Source organism: Algisphaera agarilytica, assembly GCF_014207595.1.
GTDB classification, from domain to species: domain Bacteria; phylum Planctomycetota; class Phycisphaerae; order Phycisphaerales; family Phycisphaeraceae; genus Algisphaera; species Algisphaera agarilytica.
Map to the genome: position 1 here is coordinate 3,180,700 of NZ_JACHGY010000001.1, position 18,518 is coordinate 3,199,217.

The 18,518-nt window shown below is 63.6% G+C and carries 15 protein-coding genes; 8 read left to right on the top strand and 7 right to left on the bottom strand.

The annotated features are described in order from the left end of the window. Nucleotides 1–58 precede the first annotated feature (58 nt). Nucleotides 59–3,196, top strand: a complete 3,138-nt coding sequence (gene fliD / locus HNQ40_RS13730; RefSeq protein ID WP_184678392.1) for a flagellar filament capping protein FliD — start codon at nucleotides 59–61, stop codon at nucleotides 3,194–3,196. A gap of 96 nt (nucleotides 3,197–3,292) precedes the next feature. After that, nucleotides 3,293–3,754, top strand: a complete 462-nt coding sequence (gene fliS, locus HNQ40_RS13735) for a flagellar export chaperone FliS (RefSeq protein WP_184678393.1) — start codon at nucleotides 3,293–3,295, stop codon at nucleotides 3,752–3,754. Nucleotides 3,755–3,838: 84 nt separating this feature from the next. Here the strand turns inward: fliS and trpS are convergent, their stop codons facing one another. The 7 genes from trpS to HNQ40_RS13770 form a co-directional block, all read right to left on the bottom strand. After that, nucleotides 3,839–4,825: a tryptophan--tRNA ligase gene (trpS, locus tag HNQ40_RS13740; protein ID WP_184678394.1), complete on the bottom strand. Its 987-nt coding sequence runs from the start codon at nucleotides 4,823–4,825 to the stop codon at nucleotides 3,839–3,841. 115 nt (nucleotides 4,826–4,940) lie between these two features. After that, nucleotides 4,941–5,582, bottom strand: coding sequence for a phosphoribosylanthranilate isomerase (locus HNQ40_RS13745; protein ID WP_184678395.1), 642 nt, complete (start codon nucleotides 5,580–5,582; stop codon nucleotides 4,941–4,943). Nucleotides 5,583–5,655: 73 nt separating this feature from the next. Then, nucleotides 5,656–7,923 carry an ATP-dependent helicase gene (locus HNQ40_RS13750; protein WP_184678396.1) on the bottom strand — a complete coding sequence of 756 codons (2,268 nt, stop codon included), beginning with the start codon at nucleotides 7,921–7,923 and terminating at the stop codon, nucleotides 5,656–5,658. 122 nt (nucleotides 7,924–8,045) lie between these two features. Then, nucleotides 8,046–8,996 carry a serine O-acetyltransferase gene (locus HNQ40_RS13755; protein ID WP_184678397.1) on the bottom strand — a complete coding sequence of 317 codons (951 nt, stop codon included), beginning with the start codon at nucleotides 8,994–8,996 and terminating at the stop codon, nucleotides 8,046–8,048. Between the two features lie 402 nt (nucleotides 8,997–9,398). Next, complete coding sequence (locus HNQ40_RS13760) at nucleotides 9,399–10,205, bottom strand: hypothetical protein (RefSeq protein ID WP_184678398.1); 807 nt, start codon at nucleotides 10,203–10,205, stop codon at nucleotides 9,399–9,401. A 1-nt stretch (nucleotide 10,206) separates the two neighbouring features. Further along, a complete protein-coding gene (locus tag HNQ40_RS13765; protein WP_184678399.1) occupies nucleotides 10,207–11,178 on the bottom strand; it encodes an NAD-dependent epimerase/dehydratase family protein in 972 nt (323 codons plus the stop codon). A gap of 61 nt (nucleotides 11,179–11,239) precedes the next feature. Continuing rightward, nucleotides 11,240–12,277: a LysM peptidoglycan-binding domain-containing protein gene (locus HNQ40_RS13770; protein WP_184678400.1), complete on the bottom strand. Its 1,038-nt coding sequence runs from the start codon at nucleotides 12,275–12,277 to the stop codon at nucleotides 11,240–11,242. Nucleotides 12,278–12,474: 197 nt separating this feature from the next. On the opposite strand from HNQ40_RS13770, the gene HNQ40_RS13775 reads away from it, so the two are divergent. The 6 genes from HNQ40_RS13775 to HNQ40_RS13800 all read left to right on the top strand — a co-directional run bounded on the left by HNQ40_RS13775 (nucleotide 12,475) and on the right by HNQ40_RS13800 (nucleotide 18,495). Further along, nucleotides 12,475–13,308: a glycosyltransferase family 2 protein gene (locus HNQ40_RS13775; protein ID WP_184678401.1), complete on the top strand. Its 834-nt coding sequence runs from the start codon at nucleotides 12,475–12,477 to the stop codon at nucleotides 13,306–13,308. Between the two features lie 202 nt (nucleotides 13,309–13,510). Next, nucleotides 13,511–13,870: an STAS domain-containing protein gene (locus HNQ40_RS13780; RefSeq protein WP_184678402.1), complete on the top strand. Its 360-nt coding sequence runs from the start codon at nucleotides 13,511–13,513 to the stop codon at nucleotides 13,868–13,870. A gap of 127 nt (nucleotides 13,871–13,997) precedes the next feature. Next, nucleotides 13,998–14,429 (top strand): ATP-binding protein, encoded by a 432-nt coding sequence (locus HNQ40_RS13785; RefSeq protein ID WP_184678403.1) that lies wholly within the window; start codon nucleotides 13,998–14,000, stop codon nucleotides 14,427–14,429. A gap of 160 nt (nucleotides 14,430–14,589) precedes the next feature. After that, on the top strand, nucleotides 14,590–15,201 hold the full coding sequence (gene ybeY / locus HNQ40_RS13790; protein WP_184678404.1) for an rRNA maturation RNase YbeY: 612 nt from the start codon (nucleotides 14,590–14,592) through the stop codon (nucleotides 15,199–15,201). Further along, nucleotides 15,198–16,499, top strand: a complete 1,302-nt coding sequence (locus HNQ40_RS18655; protein WP_184678405.1) for a hemolysin family protein — start codon at nucleotides 15,198–15,200, stop codon at nucleotides 16,497–16,499. The genes ybeY and HNQ40_RS18655 overlap by 4 nt, the downstream gene beginning before the upstream one ends. Nucleotides 16,500–16,581: 82 nt before the next feature. After that, complete coding sequence (locus HNQ40_RS13800) at nucleotides 16,582–18,495, top strand: sulfatase-like hydrolase/transferase (protein ID WP_184678406.1); 1,914 nt, start codon at nucleotides 16,582–16,584, stop codon at nucleotides 18,493–18,495. The last annotated feature ends 23 nt before the right edge of the window (nucleotides 18,496–18,518 follow it).

Genomic DNA, 18,518 nt, shown 5'->3' on the forward strand with positions numbered 1-18,518 from the left:
CTCGCTCCGTCGATAACAAATGTGGAAGGGAACTTACGGAAAGAGAGACGGTTTTGCCATGGGACAGATTACCTCAAGCACCGGCCTGATCAGTGGGCTGGACACCGAGAGCATCATCAATCAGCTGATCGCGATTGAGTCGCGGCCGAAGACGCAGATCGAGCAGCGCAACAGCGTGCTCACCGCGCAGCAGACCGCTTATCAGACCGTGAACGCTCAGCTGCTGTCGCTGCGTAACGCCGCGTCGCGGATCGTCTCGGATGATGTTTACGACGCGACCCAGTCTTCCAGCAGCAATGAAGCCGTGGCCACGGTGTCGTCGAGTGTGGGCGCCGCGGTGGGCAACTACTCGCTGACCGTGAGGCAACTCGTCGGCAGCCAGCAAACGATCTCGCGTGGCTTCGCGGACAACGACGCGACGTTCATCGCCCCCGAGGGCGGGGTGCTGACGTTTAACCGGGGCGAGGCACGCCTGGACCGCGAGACCAGCCTGGCTGAGCTCAACGGCGGGGCGGGGATCGAACGCGGCTTCGTCCGCATCACCGACCGCTCGGGCAGCACGGCCGTGGTCGACCTGACCTCGGTCGTCACCGTGAACGACGTGGTCGACGAACTCAACCGCGCCACCGGCGTGAACATCCTCGCGGAGATCGACGGCGACTCGCTCAAGATCACCGACGCCTCCGGACAGGCCGCCAACGACCTGATCATCCAGGACGTCGGCTCGGGCGCAACCGCCACCAGCCTCGGGTTGGTCGGCAGCTCGAACACCGGCGAACTCACCGGCACCGCGATCAACACCGTCGGCAAAGACACCTACGTCTCCAGCCTCAACGACGGCAACGGCATCCGCAGCGTCTCCGGCGTCGACGACCTGAACATCACCACCAACGGCGGCGGCAGCTTCGATATCAACCTCTCCAACGCGTTGACCCTCGAAGACGTAATCGACACCATCGAGACCGCCACGGGCGGCGACGTTACCGCTACGTTCAACACGGACGGCACCGGCCTCACTCTGACCGACAACACTGGCAACGGCCCGGGCTTCGCGGTGACCGGCCTCAACGATTCCAAAGCGGCGCTGGACCTGGGCATCCTGGGTAGCGACGACAACAGCGACGGCGATATCGTCGGCAACCGGGTGATCTCGTCGATCAACTCCAAGCTGCTCGGGGCGCTGCGGGGCGGCCGAGGCTTGCTGGCCTTCGGCGGCGACCCGTTCGCGCCGCTGGACACCACGACCAACCTCGCCGACCTGTTTCAGGGCACCGGCGTCACGACCGTCGCGGGCAACGACATCGACATCACCCTCCGTGATGATGCGGACACCACCTTCGGGATCGACCTCGACGGCCTGACCACCGTGCAGGACTTCATCGACGCCGTGGACACCGCCACTTCCGGCAACGCCACCGTCACCATCGACGGCCAGTCCCTGGTCATCACCGACAACACCGGCGGCTCGGGCAACTTCATCGTGGCCAACGCGGGGAACTCGTCCGCCGTATCGGAGTTGGGCCTCGGGGTGAACGCCGGGGTGACCTCGGTCAGCAGCCGCGACCTCGACCCCGCGGGCGTCTCGGGCACCGGCGCGGTGATCGATATCACCAACAGCGCGGGCTCGCTGACGAGCGTGGACCTGTCCGGGGCGCAGTCGATCGACGACATCCTCGACATCATCAACGCCGCGGGCGCGGGCGTCCGGGCCGAGCTCAACAACGCGGGCACCGGGTTCAAGCTGACCGACACCGCCGGGGGGTTGGGCGACCTCACGATCGCCGACGGCACGGGCGGCGTCCTCGCGACGCAGCTCGGCTTGACCGGCGTTTACGAGGACGGCGAAGTCGACGCCGGGCCGTTGGGCTTCCAATACGTCAACGAAGGTTCGCGTTTGGACAACCTGGGCATCACCCGTGGCCGGTTCACGATCCGCGACTCGGATGGACGGACCGCGACCGTCGACCTGACCCAAGGCAACGAGCAGACCATCGGCGACGTCATCACCGAAATCAACTCCCGTGGCCTGGCCATCGTGGCTCGCGTCAACGACAGCGGCGACGGCCTGATCCTCGAAGACACCGGCAGCGGGGCGGTGGGCATCAGCATCGCCGAAGACGGCTCGACCACCGCGGCCGACCTCGGCATCCTCGGCGAGTACGCCGCCGGGGCGAACATCGACGGCAGCTTCCGCCAGACGATCACCGTCGACTCCACCGACACGCTCCAGAGCCTGGCTCTGAAAATCACCAACGCCAAGATCGGCGTCAGCGCGACCGTCATCAACGACGGCTCCCCGGGCGCTCCGTACCGCCTGAGTTTGTCGTCCGACAAAGCGGGCACCGGCGGCGCCTTCACGCTCGACGACGGCGGCCTGGGACTCGACGTGAACAACGTAGCCAGTGCCCAGGACGCCGTGGTGTTTTACGGCGGCGACGACCCCGCCAGCGCTCTGGTGGTGACCTCCCGCAGCAACACCGTCGACAACCTCATCGATGGGGTATCCATCAGCCTGCTGGCGACTTCGGACGACCCGATCCAGATCACCATCAGCGACGACCCCGCCGCGATCACTTCCGCCGCCGAGGCTTTTGTGAGCAGCTTCAACGGCCTGGTCGACTCGATTAACGAATTCGACAGCTACAACGCCGAGACCGAAGAACGCGGCCTGCTGCTGGGCGACTCGGCCCTGTCGCGTCTGCGGACCTCGATCTACAACGCCGTGATCGGTGCCAATGGCGGGCTCACCGGGCAATTCAACTCGCTGGCTCAGGTCGGCATCCGTGTCGGCTCCGGTGCCCGGCTGCAACTTGATAACGAACGCTTCCAGGCGGCCCTGGCTTCTGACCCGGACGGTGTCCGCGACTTGTTCACCTTCCAGCAATTCGAAGTCGATCCCGTGACGGGTGAAGACACCGATGTCGTGGTGGCTCAAGGGGTGGGCGTCGAAATCGATCAGCTGCTCGAACGCCTCACCGACAGCACCGACGGCATCCTCGAGCGGCAGGTCCAGATCCTGCAGGACCAGATCGAACTCAACAACCGCCGGATCGAGCAGGTCGATCAGACGATCGCCGCTAAGCAGGAACGTTTGCAGCGTGAGTTCAACAACCTGGAATTCACGTTGGCGGGGCTGCAGGACCAGCAGGCCGCGTTGGCTGGCCTCAGCGCCCAGCAGGCCCAGGCTCAGCAGTAATGAACGGGGGCGAAACCCGCTCAGGCGGGGCCGATAACTGGGTCGGCGTTCAGTGAACTCAGGAATTTCCCCCTGCCTCGTCGATAGCTCTTGAGCATGAACAACAACGCTCCCAATCCGTATCTCCGAACGAAGATCATGACGGCCAGCCCCGAGGAGCTGCGCCTGTTGCTCTTCGACGGCTGCCTCAAGTTCTGCCGGCAGGGCGAGCACGAGCTCAAGCAAGACAAGCCCAACTTCGAAGCGATCTACGAGAACTTCATGCGGGCTCAGAAGATCGTGCTCGAACTCAGCACCAGCCTGAACCACGACGCCAACCCCGAGCTCTGCGAGAAGCTCAGCGCGTTGTACACCTACGTCTACCGCCTGCTGGTCGATGCCAACCTCGAACGCGATGTGACGAAGGTCGGCGAAGCGATCCAGCTGCTCGAATACGAGCGCGAAACCTGGCAGCTCATGATGCAAAAAACCGCCGCCGCTCAGGGCGATACCGCCGGGACCATCACCGATGCGGGGGCCCAGCAGACCGCGATCAGCAGTCTGTCGAAGTCGGCCTAAGGTCAGACGACAACACCGAAAAACGAAAAGCCCCGGCATGAACGTCGGGGCTTTTTCATTGGTTTTGTTTGAAGGGGCAGAGGGTTAAAGCCCCACCGCGGTTCTGGCCTTCTCAAGCACCTTGCTCAGGACTTCGTTGGCCTGCTCGGCACCGCTGCGGAGGACTTGCTCTACGTACCCGGGGTCCTGCATCAGTTTCTCACGCCGCTCACGAGCGTCGCCGAAGTGGTCGAGCAATAGCTCGAAGAGCGCTTGCTTGGCGTGGCCGTACCCGAAGTTGCCCGCGCGGTATTGTGCCGCGAGATCGGTGGTGCGTTGGTCCTCGGCCCCGGCGATGGCGCGGAAGATCTTGAACGTCGTGTCCGCTTCGGGGTCCTTGGGTTCTTCCATCGGCGTCGAGTCGCTGACGATCTTCATGATCGTCTTGCGCAGCTTCTTCTCGGGCAGGAACGGGTCGATGATGTTGCCGTAGGACTTACTCATCTTCTCGCCGTCGAGCCCGGGCAGGACGCCCGCGTCGGCACGCACCATGACGTCCGGCACCTTGAACACGGGGTCGTCTTCACTCGCGTAGGCGTGGTTGAAACGCTGGGCGAGGTCGCGGGTGATCTCGACGTGTTGCCGTTGGTCTTCGCCGACCGGGACGATGTCGGGGGCCACGCCGAGGATGTCGGCGGCCTGCAGGATGGGGTAGGTGAACAGTCCGACGCTGGCGGAGATGCCCTTGGCGACCTTGTCTTTGTAGGTCGTGGCCTTGTCCATCTGCGACTTGGGGCAGACGCAGCTGAGCAGCCAGGTGAGCTCGGTCACGGCCGGCACGTCTTGCTGCAGGTAGATGTTGACGTGGGGCAGGTCGGCGTCGAGGCCAAACGCGAGATAGTCGATGACGACCTGCCGGATGTTGGCCCGCAGCTCAGCCGGGTCTTTGATCGTGGTTAGGGCGTGGTAGGACGCGACGAACACGAACATCTCGTGGTCGTGCTGCAGGTCGACAAACTGCTTGATCGCCCCGGCGTAGTTGCCCAGGTGCAGTTGGCCGGAGGGTTGGAGGCCGGAGAGGACGCGTTTCATGGTGGCAGGCAGTAGGGAGTAGGCAGTAGGGAGTAGGGAAATATACGTCGTCGCTTGCGGTTTAGCGGGCGATCGCAGATCGCCGTGCGGATTGTGGAGGATTTGTAGTTTTCACTCACTCCACACCCAGCGACGCATCCGCTTCACGCACCGCCGCACAGAAGTCGGCGATCATAGCGGGGTCTTTCACGCCGCGTGAGGACTCGACGCCGCTGGACACATCCACCGCCCAGGGCCGAACGGTGCGGATCGCCTGGCCGACGTTGTCGGGGGTGAGGCCACCGGCCAGCATCAGCGGGGGAAGCTGCGAGAAATCCATGGCCGCCAGGCTTTCCCAGTCGAACACCTCGCCCGTCCCGCCGGTGATCTCGGCGTCGGGTTTCGGCGGGGTGTCGATGAGCAGGGCGGTGACGTTGCCGAAGTGGTTTTTCCAGTCCGCGATATGTTCGCTGAGTGTGTCGCGGTCAAAACCGAACACCTTGAGGAGGTTCAGGTTCCCGAGTTCTTGCGAGTATGCGGGGGACTCGTGGCCGTGCAGTTGAACTGTCCTCAGCCCCACCGCTTCAGCGGTGGCCAGGACGTAGTCCGCGGGGTGATCGCAGAACAAGCCCACCGGCTCGACGTGATCGGGAAGCAACGCCACGATCTGGCGAGCGGTTTCCACATCCACAAACCTTGGCGACTTCTCGACGAAGTTCAACCCGAGGTAGTCCGCTCCGGCGTCAACCACCGCCTGAGCCGTGGCCACATCTTTCACGCCACAGATTTTGATCCGTGTCCGGCTCGTCCTCTTGGCCCCTCGGCCCCTTGGCGTATCAATACTTCTTTGCTCAGACATCGATCAGCTCCAGCCGGGCGTACTGCAGGATCAGCGTCTTGGTCCCCGAGGTCGTGAAGTCGATCTTCGCACGGGTGTGGGCCCCCATCGGCGAGACGTTCACCACCCGTCCCAAGCCGAACTGCGGATGTTTCACCAAAGCGCCCGGCGGGAACTGGCCCGCTTGCTTGGCGGCCAGCGATCGCTGTGTGCCGCCACCGCCGCCGAAGAGGTCGTCTTCCATGGCGTGGGGATCACTGGACGGATCGACTTCCTCGACCACGTCCGCGGGCAGTTCGGTGAGGAATCGGCTGCGGATCGTCGGCATGGTCTGACCGAACACGGTCCGGTACTTGCCGTGGCAGAGGTACAGCCGTTCTTCCGCACGGGTGATCCCGACGAAGGCGAGTCGGCGTTCTTCTTCGAGTTCCTGCGGGTCGTCGTTGGCGCGGTCGTGGGGGAGCAGGCCGTCTTCGACGCCGATCATGGCGACGACGGGGTACTCCAGGCCCTTGGCGGCGTGCAGCGTCATCAGGGTGACCGAGCCCTGCGAGGAGTCGACGCCGTCGGCGTCACTGACCAACGCGACCTGCTCGAGGAAGGCCAGCAGTTTTTCACGCAGGTGGACTTGTTCGTATTCTCCGGCCTGCTCAGCTTCGAAAAGGTATTCCTCCTCGAACTGCTGGGCCGAGGTGACGAGCTCGCCGAGGTTGGCCAGGCGTTCCTGGTCCGGGTCGGATTTATCGTTGCGGTAGAAGGTTTCGAGCCCGGAGTCGCGCAGGACATCTTCCACGAAGCCGCGGAGCGAGGGCTGCGGGGCGGTGGGGTCGTGGTTTTCGGCGGCGACGATGCCCGCGGTGGTGCGCCAGGTGTCGACGGTCTTGCCGAACTTGGCCACGCTGTTCTGAGCACGGGAGTTGAGCGCGGTGACCCGCAGCGGATCGCCCAGCAACTCGTCGAACGGCTGGTTGTTCGCCAACGCAAAGGCCTGCATCGCCTTGACCGAGGCGGCACTGATGCCGCGGGCGGGGGTGTTGATCACGCGCAGCAGGTTGACCTCGTCCGACGGATTAGCGACGACACGCAGGTACGCGATCGCGTCCTTGATCTCCTTGCGGTCGTAGAACGCGGTGCCCCGGGCGATCTGGTAGGGGATGCTGCTGTTGCGCAGCGTCTCTTCCATGACCCGCGAGAGCGAGTTGATCCGGTAGAAGACCGCCATCTGTCCCCAGGCGACGTTCTCTTCCTCGTGCAGGCGTTTGAACTCCTCGGCGACCCAGCCCGCTTCCTGCCGTTCGTCGGCGCAGGTGACGATCTGGACCGGATCACCCGTGGGGTTGTCGGTCCAGAGTTCCTTGTGTCGACGCCCGCGGTTGTTCACGATCAGGGCGTCGGCGGCGGCGAGGATGGTCTTGGTCGAGCGGTAGTTCTGCTCCAACCGAACGACCTCGGCGGCGGGGTAGTGCTGCTCGAACTCGAGGATGTTCTGGATGTTCGCGCCGCGCCAGCCGTAGATCGACTGGTCGGGGTCACCGGTGCACATGATGCACTGGTGCTCGGCCGAGAGGGCGTTGGCGATCATGAACTGGGCGTGGTTGGTGTCCTGGTACTCGTCAATCATGACGTACTGGAACCGCTCACGCAGCTCGGCCAAGACGTCGGGGTGCTGCTTGAGCAGCGAGACGGTCTTGAGCAGCAGGTCGTCGAAATCGAGGGCGCCGTTACGCTCGAGGATCGCTTGGTACTTGGTGTACACCTTGGCGACGGTGCGGTCGTAGAAGTTGCTGGCCTGCTTGGCGAAACCCGCCGCGTCGAGCAGGTCGTTCTTGGCGTTGCTGATCGAGCTGAGCATCGAGGCGGGGGGGAAGTTCTTGGTGTTGATCTCCAGGTCTTCCAACGCCTGCTTCATTGCCCGCTTCTGGTCGGCGGTGTCGTAGATCGAGTAGCCCGGCGGGAGGCCGAGGCGGTCGGCGTACTGGCGGATCAATCGAGCGCACAGCGAGTGGAACGTCGCCACGGTGGTCGCGCGGGCCTGACGCTCGGTGAGGAGCTGGGCGACACGGTCCCGCATCTCGCCCGCGGCCTTGTTGGTGAAGGTGATTGCCAACACATTCCACGGCGCGATGCCCACGCCCTTGACCAGATACGCGATCCGCCGGGTGATGACCCGCGTCTTGCCCGAGCCCGGCCCGGCCAACACCAACAGCGGGCCGTCAACGTGAGTCACGGCCTGAGTCTGTGGCTCAGTCAAACCTTCAAGCAGGGGATCGATCTCGGACATCGGGGCAGTTTAGCAGGCACCACGACACGGTTCGCGGCGTGGCAACGGAGTACGAATAAGCGACGCGGCTCCGCCGCGCGTTCTCGCTGATAAATGACATCACGGTCGGCCGGGCAGGCGTCTTATTTCTTCTTCTCACGGGGCGGCTTGTGCTTGACCTCGAGCTGGTCGACGGTGGCGGTGTGTCCGGGGGGGACCGACTGGGTGACGAAGATCGAGCCGTTGACCGTCGCACCTTTTCCGATGACGGTTTGGCCGCCGAGGATGATCGCCCCGCCGTAGATGGTGACGTCGTCCTCGATAGTGGGGTGGCGTTTCATGCCGCGCCAGTTCTGGCCGCCCTTGGTGGAGATCGCGCCGAGGGTGACGCCCTGGTAGACCTTGACCCGCTTGCCGATGACGACGGTTTCGCCGATCACGATGCCGGTGCCGTGGTCGATGAAGAAGGATTCGTCGATCGTGGCGCCGGGGTGGATCTCGATGCCGGTCTCGTTGTGGGCGTACTCGGAGAAGATGCGGGCGAGCAGGTGCAGGTCGAGCTTGTACAGCTCGTGGGCGTAGCGGTGGATGAAGATGGCGTCGAGGCCTGGGTAGCAGAAGATGGTTTCATCGGTCGATGTCGCGGCGGGGTCGCCGTCGAAGGCGGCCTGGACGTCGAGCGACAGCATCCGCCGGACCTCGGGGATGGAGCCCATGAAGCCGTCGGTCTTTTCGCGGGCGGTGATGTCGCATTCGGGGCAGTCGTCGCCGGTCTTGGCCTTGCCCGCGCGGTTGAGCAGGTAGCGTTCGGTCTGGCGGATCTGCTCGTAGAGCATCGCATCGATCTGCTCGACCAGTTCGCCGAAGCGTGCGTGGATGTTGTCGGAGGTCAGCCGTTCGTCTTCGAAGAACCCGGGGAAGGTCAGCTTCCGCAGCAGCTCGACGATATCGATGCACTTGGCCCGGCTGGGTAGGAAGATCGCGTCGATGTGGGCGGTGCGTTGGTCGGCCAGCGTCGTGCTCACCAGCGTGTCGACGAGGTCGTCGAGCAGCGCGGGGTCGGGGCGGCGGGGGTCGTGGGTGGGTGAAGCCATGGGGCCATGATAGCCGCGAAAAAGCCCACGCATGATCGGAGCACAGGCGTGGGCTTTCGTGTTTTAGGGGAGATGGGGCGGGGGCGTGGGGTGCGGGGCCGAAGGCGGATGAACTCGAACCTCAATTTGAAGTGGGCACGTCGCGAGATCGTCCCGACCTTCCGCTCTTTGACGGCCTGGCCATCGCGTCCCGTCCGGTTCCCTTGAGGTTCGTAAGGCCCGAGCGCATGTGTGCCTGAGCTCGGCCTCGCACCTCACGCCCACCGATTTGAAACTCTTGCATTCAACTCTGTGATTTGCAAGAAAACTTCGGTGGAGGTGTGTTTCCGGGAGGGCGTTATAGCCTTCCCGTTAATCTTCACTTGTCTATGAACAGTATACCTCTGTAGGGCACGTAGCAAGTTATTTTGTGCCGCGTTGTAGGGCCTCGGCTTCGCGTAGGATGCAGTTGAGTTTGATGGCGATCATGACCCAAAGCATGAACAACAAGACGAGGAACAACGCCCCGCCAAAGAACGCGGATAAGCCAAGCAAATAAAGCAATGTATCCAGCCACCACACGGGATTGCCGTTCCAGGCGCGGCTGAATGACATGCCCATCAAGATCACTGAGCCCATCGTCAGGAATGGCCAGAGAAGGGCGAACACCGCCAGACACGTGCTTAGCTTCCTGAGACTATGCCATTGGGCCAATCGGCAGACCGCCGCCGCGAACCCGCACATGCCCGCGAGGTGCAACCCGAGCATCACCGTTACTACCGCCAAGTGGGCGATGAAGAACCACTCTGAGTGGTAATAAGAAGGGTCAACGATAAGCAGCAACGCCCCGAGCCCTCCGGTGACGCCGCTGGCCACGCTCAGGTTCCGCAATCGCTTGAGCCCGGGCTGGTGTTTGGGCGCGTCGATAGTGATCGTGATGGCTATGAGCAGCCAGGTTAATGCACCGATGCCGAACAACCCGAGCAACGGAATCGAGATGGCTAAGAAGACCGCACCGCCCTGCAGGCCTCCCAACCAATCCAGGGGCAGCAGCCGGATGTTGCCCGCCTCGAGCGTCTCTGCGACCGGCTTGCCGCACTCGGGGCATGAGCCGTCCGGCGGCAGGGTGCGCAAGAGATAGCCGCAGGAGACGCAAGGCAGATCGACGGCGATCCGGCCGTCGGCATCAAGGGTGACCACCGCAGCATCGGGGGTGCTGGGGGAATTCAACTCATCCCCGCATCGCCTTGAGCAGCTCGGCATACTCGACGATCGCGTCGTGTGTGGTGTACGCAGGTTTCCAGTTCAGCCCCGCCGTGGTCTGGCTGATGTCGGCGCAGGTGTAGTCCTGGTAGAAGCTGAAGGGGTTCTCGAAGTAGTCGGGCGCATGGTCGGTGCCGAAGGCCTGATTCAGCGCGGCGACGATCTGGTTGAAGCTGGTGGCTTCGCCGGTTCCGCAGTTGTAGACGCCGGATTTCGCGCCGTCCAAGGCCCCGGCCATGGTGCAGCCAACGACGTCCTTGACGTAGATCTGATCGCGGGCCTGATCGCCGGGGTCGAAGATGCGGGGGCGTTTGCCGTCGAGCATCTGCTGGGCGAGTTGATAGATCATGGACGCCATCTTGCCCTTGTTTTGTTCGCCGGGGCCGAACACGTTGAAGTAGCGGAGGCCGACCATGTGGGCGTCGGGGTGCTGGGCCAGGGTCTTGCGTTGGATGTTTTCCATGACCCATTTCGAGAAGCCGTACACGTTGGCGGGGCGGCCAGCGTCTTCGAGGGTAAAGGGGCGGCGCTCGTTGAGGGCACCGTTCGCAGTGGTGCCGTAGGTCGCGGCGCTGCTGGCCCAGACCAGGCGGATGTTCTGGGCGACACACAATTCGACCAGCTCGTCGAACGGCTCGACGTTGTCGCGGATCATCTGGGCTTCATCCATCACGGTCGTGTCGGTGATCGACGCTTCGTGAAACACCACGTTCGGCTTGAACCCGTCGATCAGGCTGGGCAGGTCCAGTTCATGCAACGCACCGGCGATGATTTCGCCGTGGTAGGACCAGCCGTTGGGGCCTTCGCTACTGAGGTTGGCGAACGTGCCCAGCCGCATGTCGTCCACGACCAACAGCTCGGCGTCGGGCTGCTGCTCTTGGAGGGTGCGGGTCAGGTTGGAGCCGACGAATCCGGCTCCGCCGGTGATGAGGTAGCGCATGGGTGTGGGGGATTTGGAGTTGGGTGTGGGGTAAGAAACGTGAAGCGTTTTTCGGAGTGCTTTAGTTTGCACCGGTGTCGGGCGGGGGGATGAGCAGTTCCATGCCGACCTTGAGGTTGCCCGGATCGTCGCCGATGGTTCGGCGGTTGGCCTGGAAGATCAGTTCCCACTTGGCGGTGGAGTTGTAGAACTGCTTGGCGATCTTGCTGAGGTTGTCCCCGGATTTCACGGTGTACTTGGCGCCACGGCGTGGCACTTCGTCTTCGTTGTCCTCGGCCTTCACCACCGGGGCGGCGCCCTCGCCGCTGAGGTCGGGGAGCTTGATCTCCTGACCGACGCGGAGGCGGTTGGGATCGACCAGTGGGTTGGCCTGGGCGATATCGACCCACTTGTTCGCGCTGCCGTAGGTGGCCAGGGCGATGGAGCTGAGCGAGTCGCCGGACTCGATGGTGTAGAGCCGCAGAATCGGCGGGGCGGGCGGCGGCGTGGGTACCACGTTTTCCGTGGACTCGGCCGAAGGATCAGCCGGGGGCGTCACCGGGTCGAGCGGGCCCAGCGCGATGCCCACGTTGGCTTCGGCGGGGGTCGGGTCTGCGGGCGGCACCTCGGCGAGGGCGGGGTCCTCGGGCGTGATGGGCTCGGGCTCGGGCGGGCCGATCGGTTCGCTCAGCGGATCGAAGGGCTTGCGGTCGAACGGGTCGTCGTTGTCGAAGGCCGAGCGTCCCACGGTGATGGAGTTTTCCGGGTCCGGGAGGACCGGCTCGACGACGGCGGGCTTATCGGCGTAGGACAGACGCGTGGGCGATTCGGGTTCGGGCTCGGGGCTCGGGGGGGTGTCCGTGGTGAGGGTCTCGTCTCGGACGGGCGGGCCGACCGGCGTCAGGTCCACGCCGAGGCCCAGCCCCGGTGCATCGGCGGGGGGGACCGGGTCCACGGCGGGCGGCTCCGCAATTGGGGCGATGGTGTCGTTGAGGGCCAGCTCTTCGCCGGTGTCTTCCGGGGCGGGGGTGTTGTTCTCGCCACGCAAGATCAGCGATGCGATCACGATCAGGAGCAGGGAGGCCCCGGCGGCGAGGGCGATTTTGTAAGCGGCGGTCATGAGAAGGTTCCTGGCCGAGTGGATCGGGGTGCCCCGTGGCGCGACGCGGGCGGATGTCCGGTTGGATGCGTCAATCGCCGAAAGCAGGCGGAATCAGAGCAGTTTAACCGCCACGGTTTTCTCTAGCCAAACGCCAGCACGGTCGCGGAGGCCAGCGGCGATCCCAGCCCCGGTTCGGTTCGCATTACACTGTCCCGATGGCCAAGATTTCTGTCGTGATCTGCTGTGCGAACGCCGAGGCGACCCTGCCCGCGGCGGTGGCGTCGGTGAAGTGGGCGGACGAGCTGGTGATCGTGGATTCGGGTTCCGAGGATCGCACGGCCGAGATCGCTCAGGCGGCGGCGGACGTGTATCGCCTGGAGCCCTGGCGCGGCTACACGGGGCAGAAAAAATTTGGCACCGAATTGGCGGCGAACGACTGGGTGCTGGTCTTGGATGGCGACGAGGAAGTCTCGCCCAAGCTCGCCCAGCAGATCCAGGCGTTGACCGACGGGGAACTCGACGGCCTCGACGTGGTGTACTGCAACCGGCGGAACTGGGTCATGGGGCGGCCCGTGAGGGCGTGGTGGCCCGACCGCCAGAGCCGACTGATCCACCGCGGACGGACCCACTGGCCCGAAGAGGCGTTGCACGACACCCGTGAGCCGTCGGACCCCTCACGCACCAAACGCCTGTCGGGCCACCTCGAGCACAAACGTGTCGGCTTCGACGGGCTTGAATCCTGGTCGGACTACTTCAGCGGGAAGCGGCTGGATGAGCGGGTGCTGATGGTCGCCCGGCAGATGCATGCCCAGGGCAAACGGGCCTCGTGGGCGTCGCTGGCCCTTCGGCCGTACATGGCGTTCATCAAGTTCTACTTCATCAAGCGGGGGTTTCTCGACGGCACCTTCGGCCTGCTCATCGCCCAGAAGGCCGCCTTCAGCGTCCAGCTCAAATACGCTGCGCTCTGGGCGGTCCAGCAGGAAGAAGCCGGAGGACCAAAGGCTGCCGAGGCCGACCCACCGGCGAACGCTGGGCGACAGGCGGATTGACGATCTGCCGCGAATCCGGCCCGCGTTTATCGGGCGGTGGGGGGCGTTATGCGTGCCAGACCGGAATATTATGGCTATTCTTTACCCGTTACCTCGCTCCAAACGAGCGGGGCAGAGTGTGTTCTAAGCCAACGCGGCGATCTGCCGATGTTACACTGCTACCACTGAGTTTCCCCTATCCCTCCCGCCCGGAGCCTGGTCCATGACCGACAAAGATTCCCGCCTGATCGTCAGCGAACACGAAGAGATCACCCAGATCGGTTTTGTGGACCGCAACATCCTCGAAGAGGCCAATATCCAGCAGATCGGCGAAGAGATCGCAACCCTGATCGACAGCAAAGCCAACCCCAAGATCCTCTTGAACTTTGAAAACGTCGAGCACCTTTCCTCGGCGGCCTTGGGTACGCTCATCACCGTGAACACCAAGGTGAAGCAGAAGGGCGGCCAGCTCCGTCTGGCGAGCATCGACAAGCAGATCTACGAAGTCTTCGTGATCACCAAGCTCAACAAGCTCTTCCAGATCCACGACACAACGGACAAAGCACTGGGCAGCTTTAAATAATCTCGCGCCTCGTGCGGGTCACGTTGTTTGTGATACCACCGGGTAGGGCGACGTCAGCCGCGCGGGTTTGGCGTCGATGTGAGCATTCGTGTTACACCTGTGGGTGAGTGGAACGGGCGAGTCCTTCATGTCAAAGCCGACCTCATCCAAGCTCGTGTTCCCCAGCAAGCTCAGCGAGGTGCCTGCGGCGCAGCAGGCCGTTGTGGATGCTGCCAAGGAAGCGGGCTTCGATGAGAAAGCGTTGTTTGCGGTACGGCTTGCGCTCGACGAAGCGCTGACCAACGCGGTCCGTCACGGCAACGCCAGCGACCCCTCCAAGCAGGTCACGCTCGAGTTCACGACCGAGCCCAACCAACTCACCATTGTGATCGAAGACGAAGGGCCCGGATTCAACCCCGACGATGTGCCCGACCCGACCGCCGTAGAAAACCTGGGCCGGCCTCACGGCCGTGGGGTCATGCTCATGCGGGCCTACATGACCGATGTCCAGTTCAATAAGCGCGGCAATCGGGTGACTCTCGTTAAGCAGCTGGATTGCAAGCTTCCGCATAAGGGTTGATTGAGGAATAATTTACGCTCATTTCGGGTTGGATTTTCGCGCCCGACTCGATCGGCGGGTTTCCTGAATCCAGGTCTTGGCCTCGGGTTTGAATTCGCATAAGCTATTGCGTTATCCCGTGATGAGAACCGAAGTGCCTCAACCCCCTACATCTGATTCCGTGACCTCGGACGCCGCCGAGCCTCCGAGTACCTCCGGCAGTTCCTCCGAAGAACCCGAGCCTAGTACGGGGCCGGACTCTCTGAGTGCGCCCCATCTCCCAGCCGATGCCGACCTCGGCCTCCAGGTGACCTACACCCTCGATACCAGCGACACCGAGCCGCCTTCAGCGGGCTGGCTCGACGAGCAGCTCGCCCAGGCGGTACGTCTGGCGGGCGTCACCTCCGGAAATCTCGCGGTCACCCTGATCGACGATCCGACCATGATCCAGCTCCACGCGGACCACTGCGACGATCCGACGCCCACGGACGTGCTCACGTTTGATCTGGCCGATCGCGAACCGCCGCGCCCCGGCGATGTAGTCACCCACATCGATGGTGATCTGGTGATCTGTCGTGAGGAGGCCGAGCGTCAGTCCTCGACGCGTGGGCACGACGCCCGGACCGAGTTGCTGCTCTACGCCGTGCACGGCCTGATGCATCTGCTCGGGGAAGACGATCACGATGAACACGACTATCAACGCATGCACCAGCGCGAAGACCAGCTGCTGACGGACATGGGCTTCGGCCCCGTCTTCCATGGCCAAACCGAAACGCCGGGAGACCACACGTGATCATCCCGATCGTCATCGTCGCGGTGGCCTGCATCCTCATCTGCTACTTCTCCGCGACCCACTCGGTGCTCAAGACGTTTTCACGCAAGCGGCTCACAGACCTGCTGACCGAGCAAGGGCGTGAGCGCCAAGCGCAGTTTGTGTCGGACAACCTGTCCGAACTCCAGCTCATGACCGGCCTGCTGCGTGCTTGCTGCGGCCTCACCATGGTGCTGGGCATTTTGTACGCGGTGGAAACCCACCTCGGGCAGTCCACAACGATTTCGCCCTGGCCGTTTGTCTGGGCGTTCCTGATCGCCACGGTGTGCCTGGGCATTTTCAGCGTGGCGATCCCGGTGAGCTGGGCGCAGTACCGCTCGGAACGGCTGCTGGCGTGGTCGGTGCCGCTGCTCCGGGTGTTGATGGTGCTGACCCTGCCGGTGACCAAGCCGCTGACGCTCTTTGACCCCGTGGTCCGCCGCATCTCTGGCGTCGACCTCCACGACGATGACGACGACCTGTCGGATCAGGTCATGGCGGCGGTGGAAGACCACGAAGAAGGCGACACGGTCGCTGAAGAACAGAAGCAGATGATCGAGGCGGTGTTCGACCTCGACGATACCGATGCGGGGGAGATCATGACGCCGCGCACCGAGGTCCAAGGCATCGAGCTCCCAGCGACCTTGGCCGAGGTCAAGTCGGCGGTGCTGGAGTACGGCCACTCCCGGGTGCCGGTATACCGCGAAAGCCTCGACGACGTGGTGGGCATCCTCTACGCCAAGGACCTGATCGAGCTGCTGCACATCCGCGAAGACTCGGACCCGGCGGTTGCTGACAGCTTCGACTTGGAATCGCTTCTGCGTGAGCCGATGCTCATTCCCGAGAGTAAGGATGTGCTGGACCTTCTCCGCGAGTTCCGCGCAACCAAGGTGCATATGGCCATCGTGCTCGACGAGTACGGCGGCACCGCGGGGCTCATCACCATCGAAGATATCCTGGAAGAGATCGTCGGCGAGATTCAGGACGAGTACGAACCCGAGGACGAACCCCCCGAAGTGATCGAGGTCAACGACAAAGTCGCTCGTGTGGAGGCGAGGACCCACATCGACGACCTCAACGACCAACTAGGGCTGGACCTCCCCGAGGACGAGGACTACGACACCGTCGGCGGCTTCGTCTTCGCCACCCTCGGCCACATCCCCGAGGTCGGCGAAACGTTTGAGGCCAACGGGGTCAAAGTCACCGTCGACGAGGCCGAACGCACCAAGGTCATTGCGGTGACGGTCGAGAAACTTGCAGCGGTTCCCGAGGCTTCCTGACCGAGTTTCCAATCCTGTCTTTCGCCGGATATGCCAGGGGTTTGTGTACGATGCGGGCTTAAATACTTCTTTGGAGTTTCATATGCGTATCACGGGTTGGTTGGTCGCTTTGGCGTTTGCCCTCGCGGTTCTGGGTTGCACGTCGGTTTCTTCGATCGCCGACGAATCGAAGCAGCCCCCGAACATTCTCTGGATCATCACCGACGACCACCGGAGCGATTCGTTGGCAGTGTTCAACCGGTACGCCACCGGCCGGGACGAGAGCCCGTTGGGGTTCGTGATGTCTCCGCGGCTGGATGCGCTGGCCGCCGAGGGCGTGTTCTACCCCAACGCCTACTGCAACTCCCCGGCCTGTGCCCCGTCGCGAGCCTCGATGCACACCGGCAAGTACCCGCACCGCAACGGCATCTACGGCTTCCGTCGATCGCACCACTCGGCCGACGTTTCGAGTGAGCTGGTCCAGGCCGTGATGAAAAACCACGGCTACCAGCCCGCCCACTTCGGCAAGAGCGGCGTCCGGATCTTCCCGATCGACAAGATCAACCAGTGGGAACCGGCCGGGCATTACAACCCCCGCGTCACCAAGCGCAGCCTGCACGAATCTGACGGCAGCGACTTCTGGTTCAACAGCCCCTGGGGCGAGGTCGATGGCAAGGGCATGGTCATCGGCACCGAAGAGGTCTACCGCTACCCCGACGGCAGCGTGAAACGCTTCTGGCGCGAGCGCAAGGACCAGCCGCTGACCGAAGATGACCTCGCCAAACGCAAGGCCATCGAGGAAGAGCTCGACATCCTGCGCACCTACACCCGCCGCAACCCCAACCTGATCATCGGTGGCGTCTCGTCCAACACCACCTGGAACACGATGGACGCCGCGACAGTCAAAGCGATGCAGCGGTATCTCGATCACGGCGGCTCACAGCCCTACACCCTGATTGATGGCAAAACACAAGCCGCGGGCCCCGACCCCGAAAAGCCCGTCTTCATCCACCTGGGCTTCAGCGCCCCCCACACCCCGGTGCTGCCCAGCAAGGAATTCCGAGACAAATTCATGGGCAAGACTTACAAGGTCCCCGCCTTCGACGAGCGTGAGCTCGAGCTGCTGCCCGAGACGCTGCAGCAGATGCACAACGACATGAACTTCTCGCGGATGACCGATGCCGAGAAGCAGCAGGCGATCCGCGACTACTACGCCCTGTGCGCGATGGTGGACCACCTCGCCGGGGCCGCGGCCGATTCGTTCAAGGCCTACTCCGAGAAGCACGGCCGGGACTACCTCATCGTCTACGTCAACGGCGACCACGGCTGGCACCTCGGCGAGCAGGGCATCGAAGCCAAGTTCGGCCCGTGGCGGCAGTCCAACCAGGGCAGCGTCATCGTGGTGTCCTCCGACAAAGAGAAATACCCGCCCGGCACGGTCTACGACGGCCTGATCGAATACGTCGACTTCGTCCCGACGTTCTACGACGCCGCGAATATCTCCACCTCCGCCCACCCCGGGCTCGACGGGTTCAGCCTCCGCCAGATCGCTTCGGGCGAGGCGGTCCAACGCGACTACGTCATCGGCGAGTTCAACCAGGTCCGCGGCGAGCGGGCCTACCTCCGCACCAAGGACTTTGCGTTCTCGATGCGGGCCCGCCCATACTTCACCAAGCCGGGCGAAGGCTACGAGCCGGGCGAGCGGACGATGTGGGGGCTGGAAGCTCCTGCCGAGGAAGTCGAGATGTCGCTGTACGACCTGCGTGTCGACCCCGACGAACGGGTCAACGTGGCCTACCACGCTCCCTACGCCGAGCTCGCCGGGTTTTTCCGCGATAAGCTCGGCCGGATCGTGCTGGGCGACGGCCGCGTAGAAGTCGACTGGACGCAGGAGAACACCTACCACGTCAGCGACTTCGCCCCGGGAGCTCACGACCGGAAGCTCGACATCCCCGAAGGCGTCGTTCCCGAGCCTCAGCTGCCGTCGGCCTATTCGGATCTGCTTTCGGCTGAGTGAATCCACCATCCCATCTTGATTGC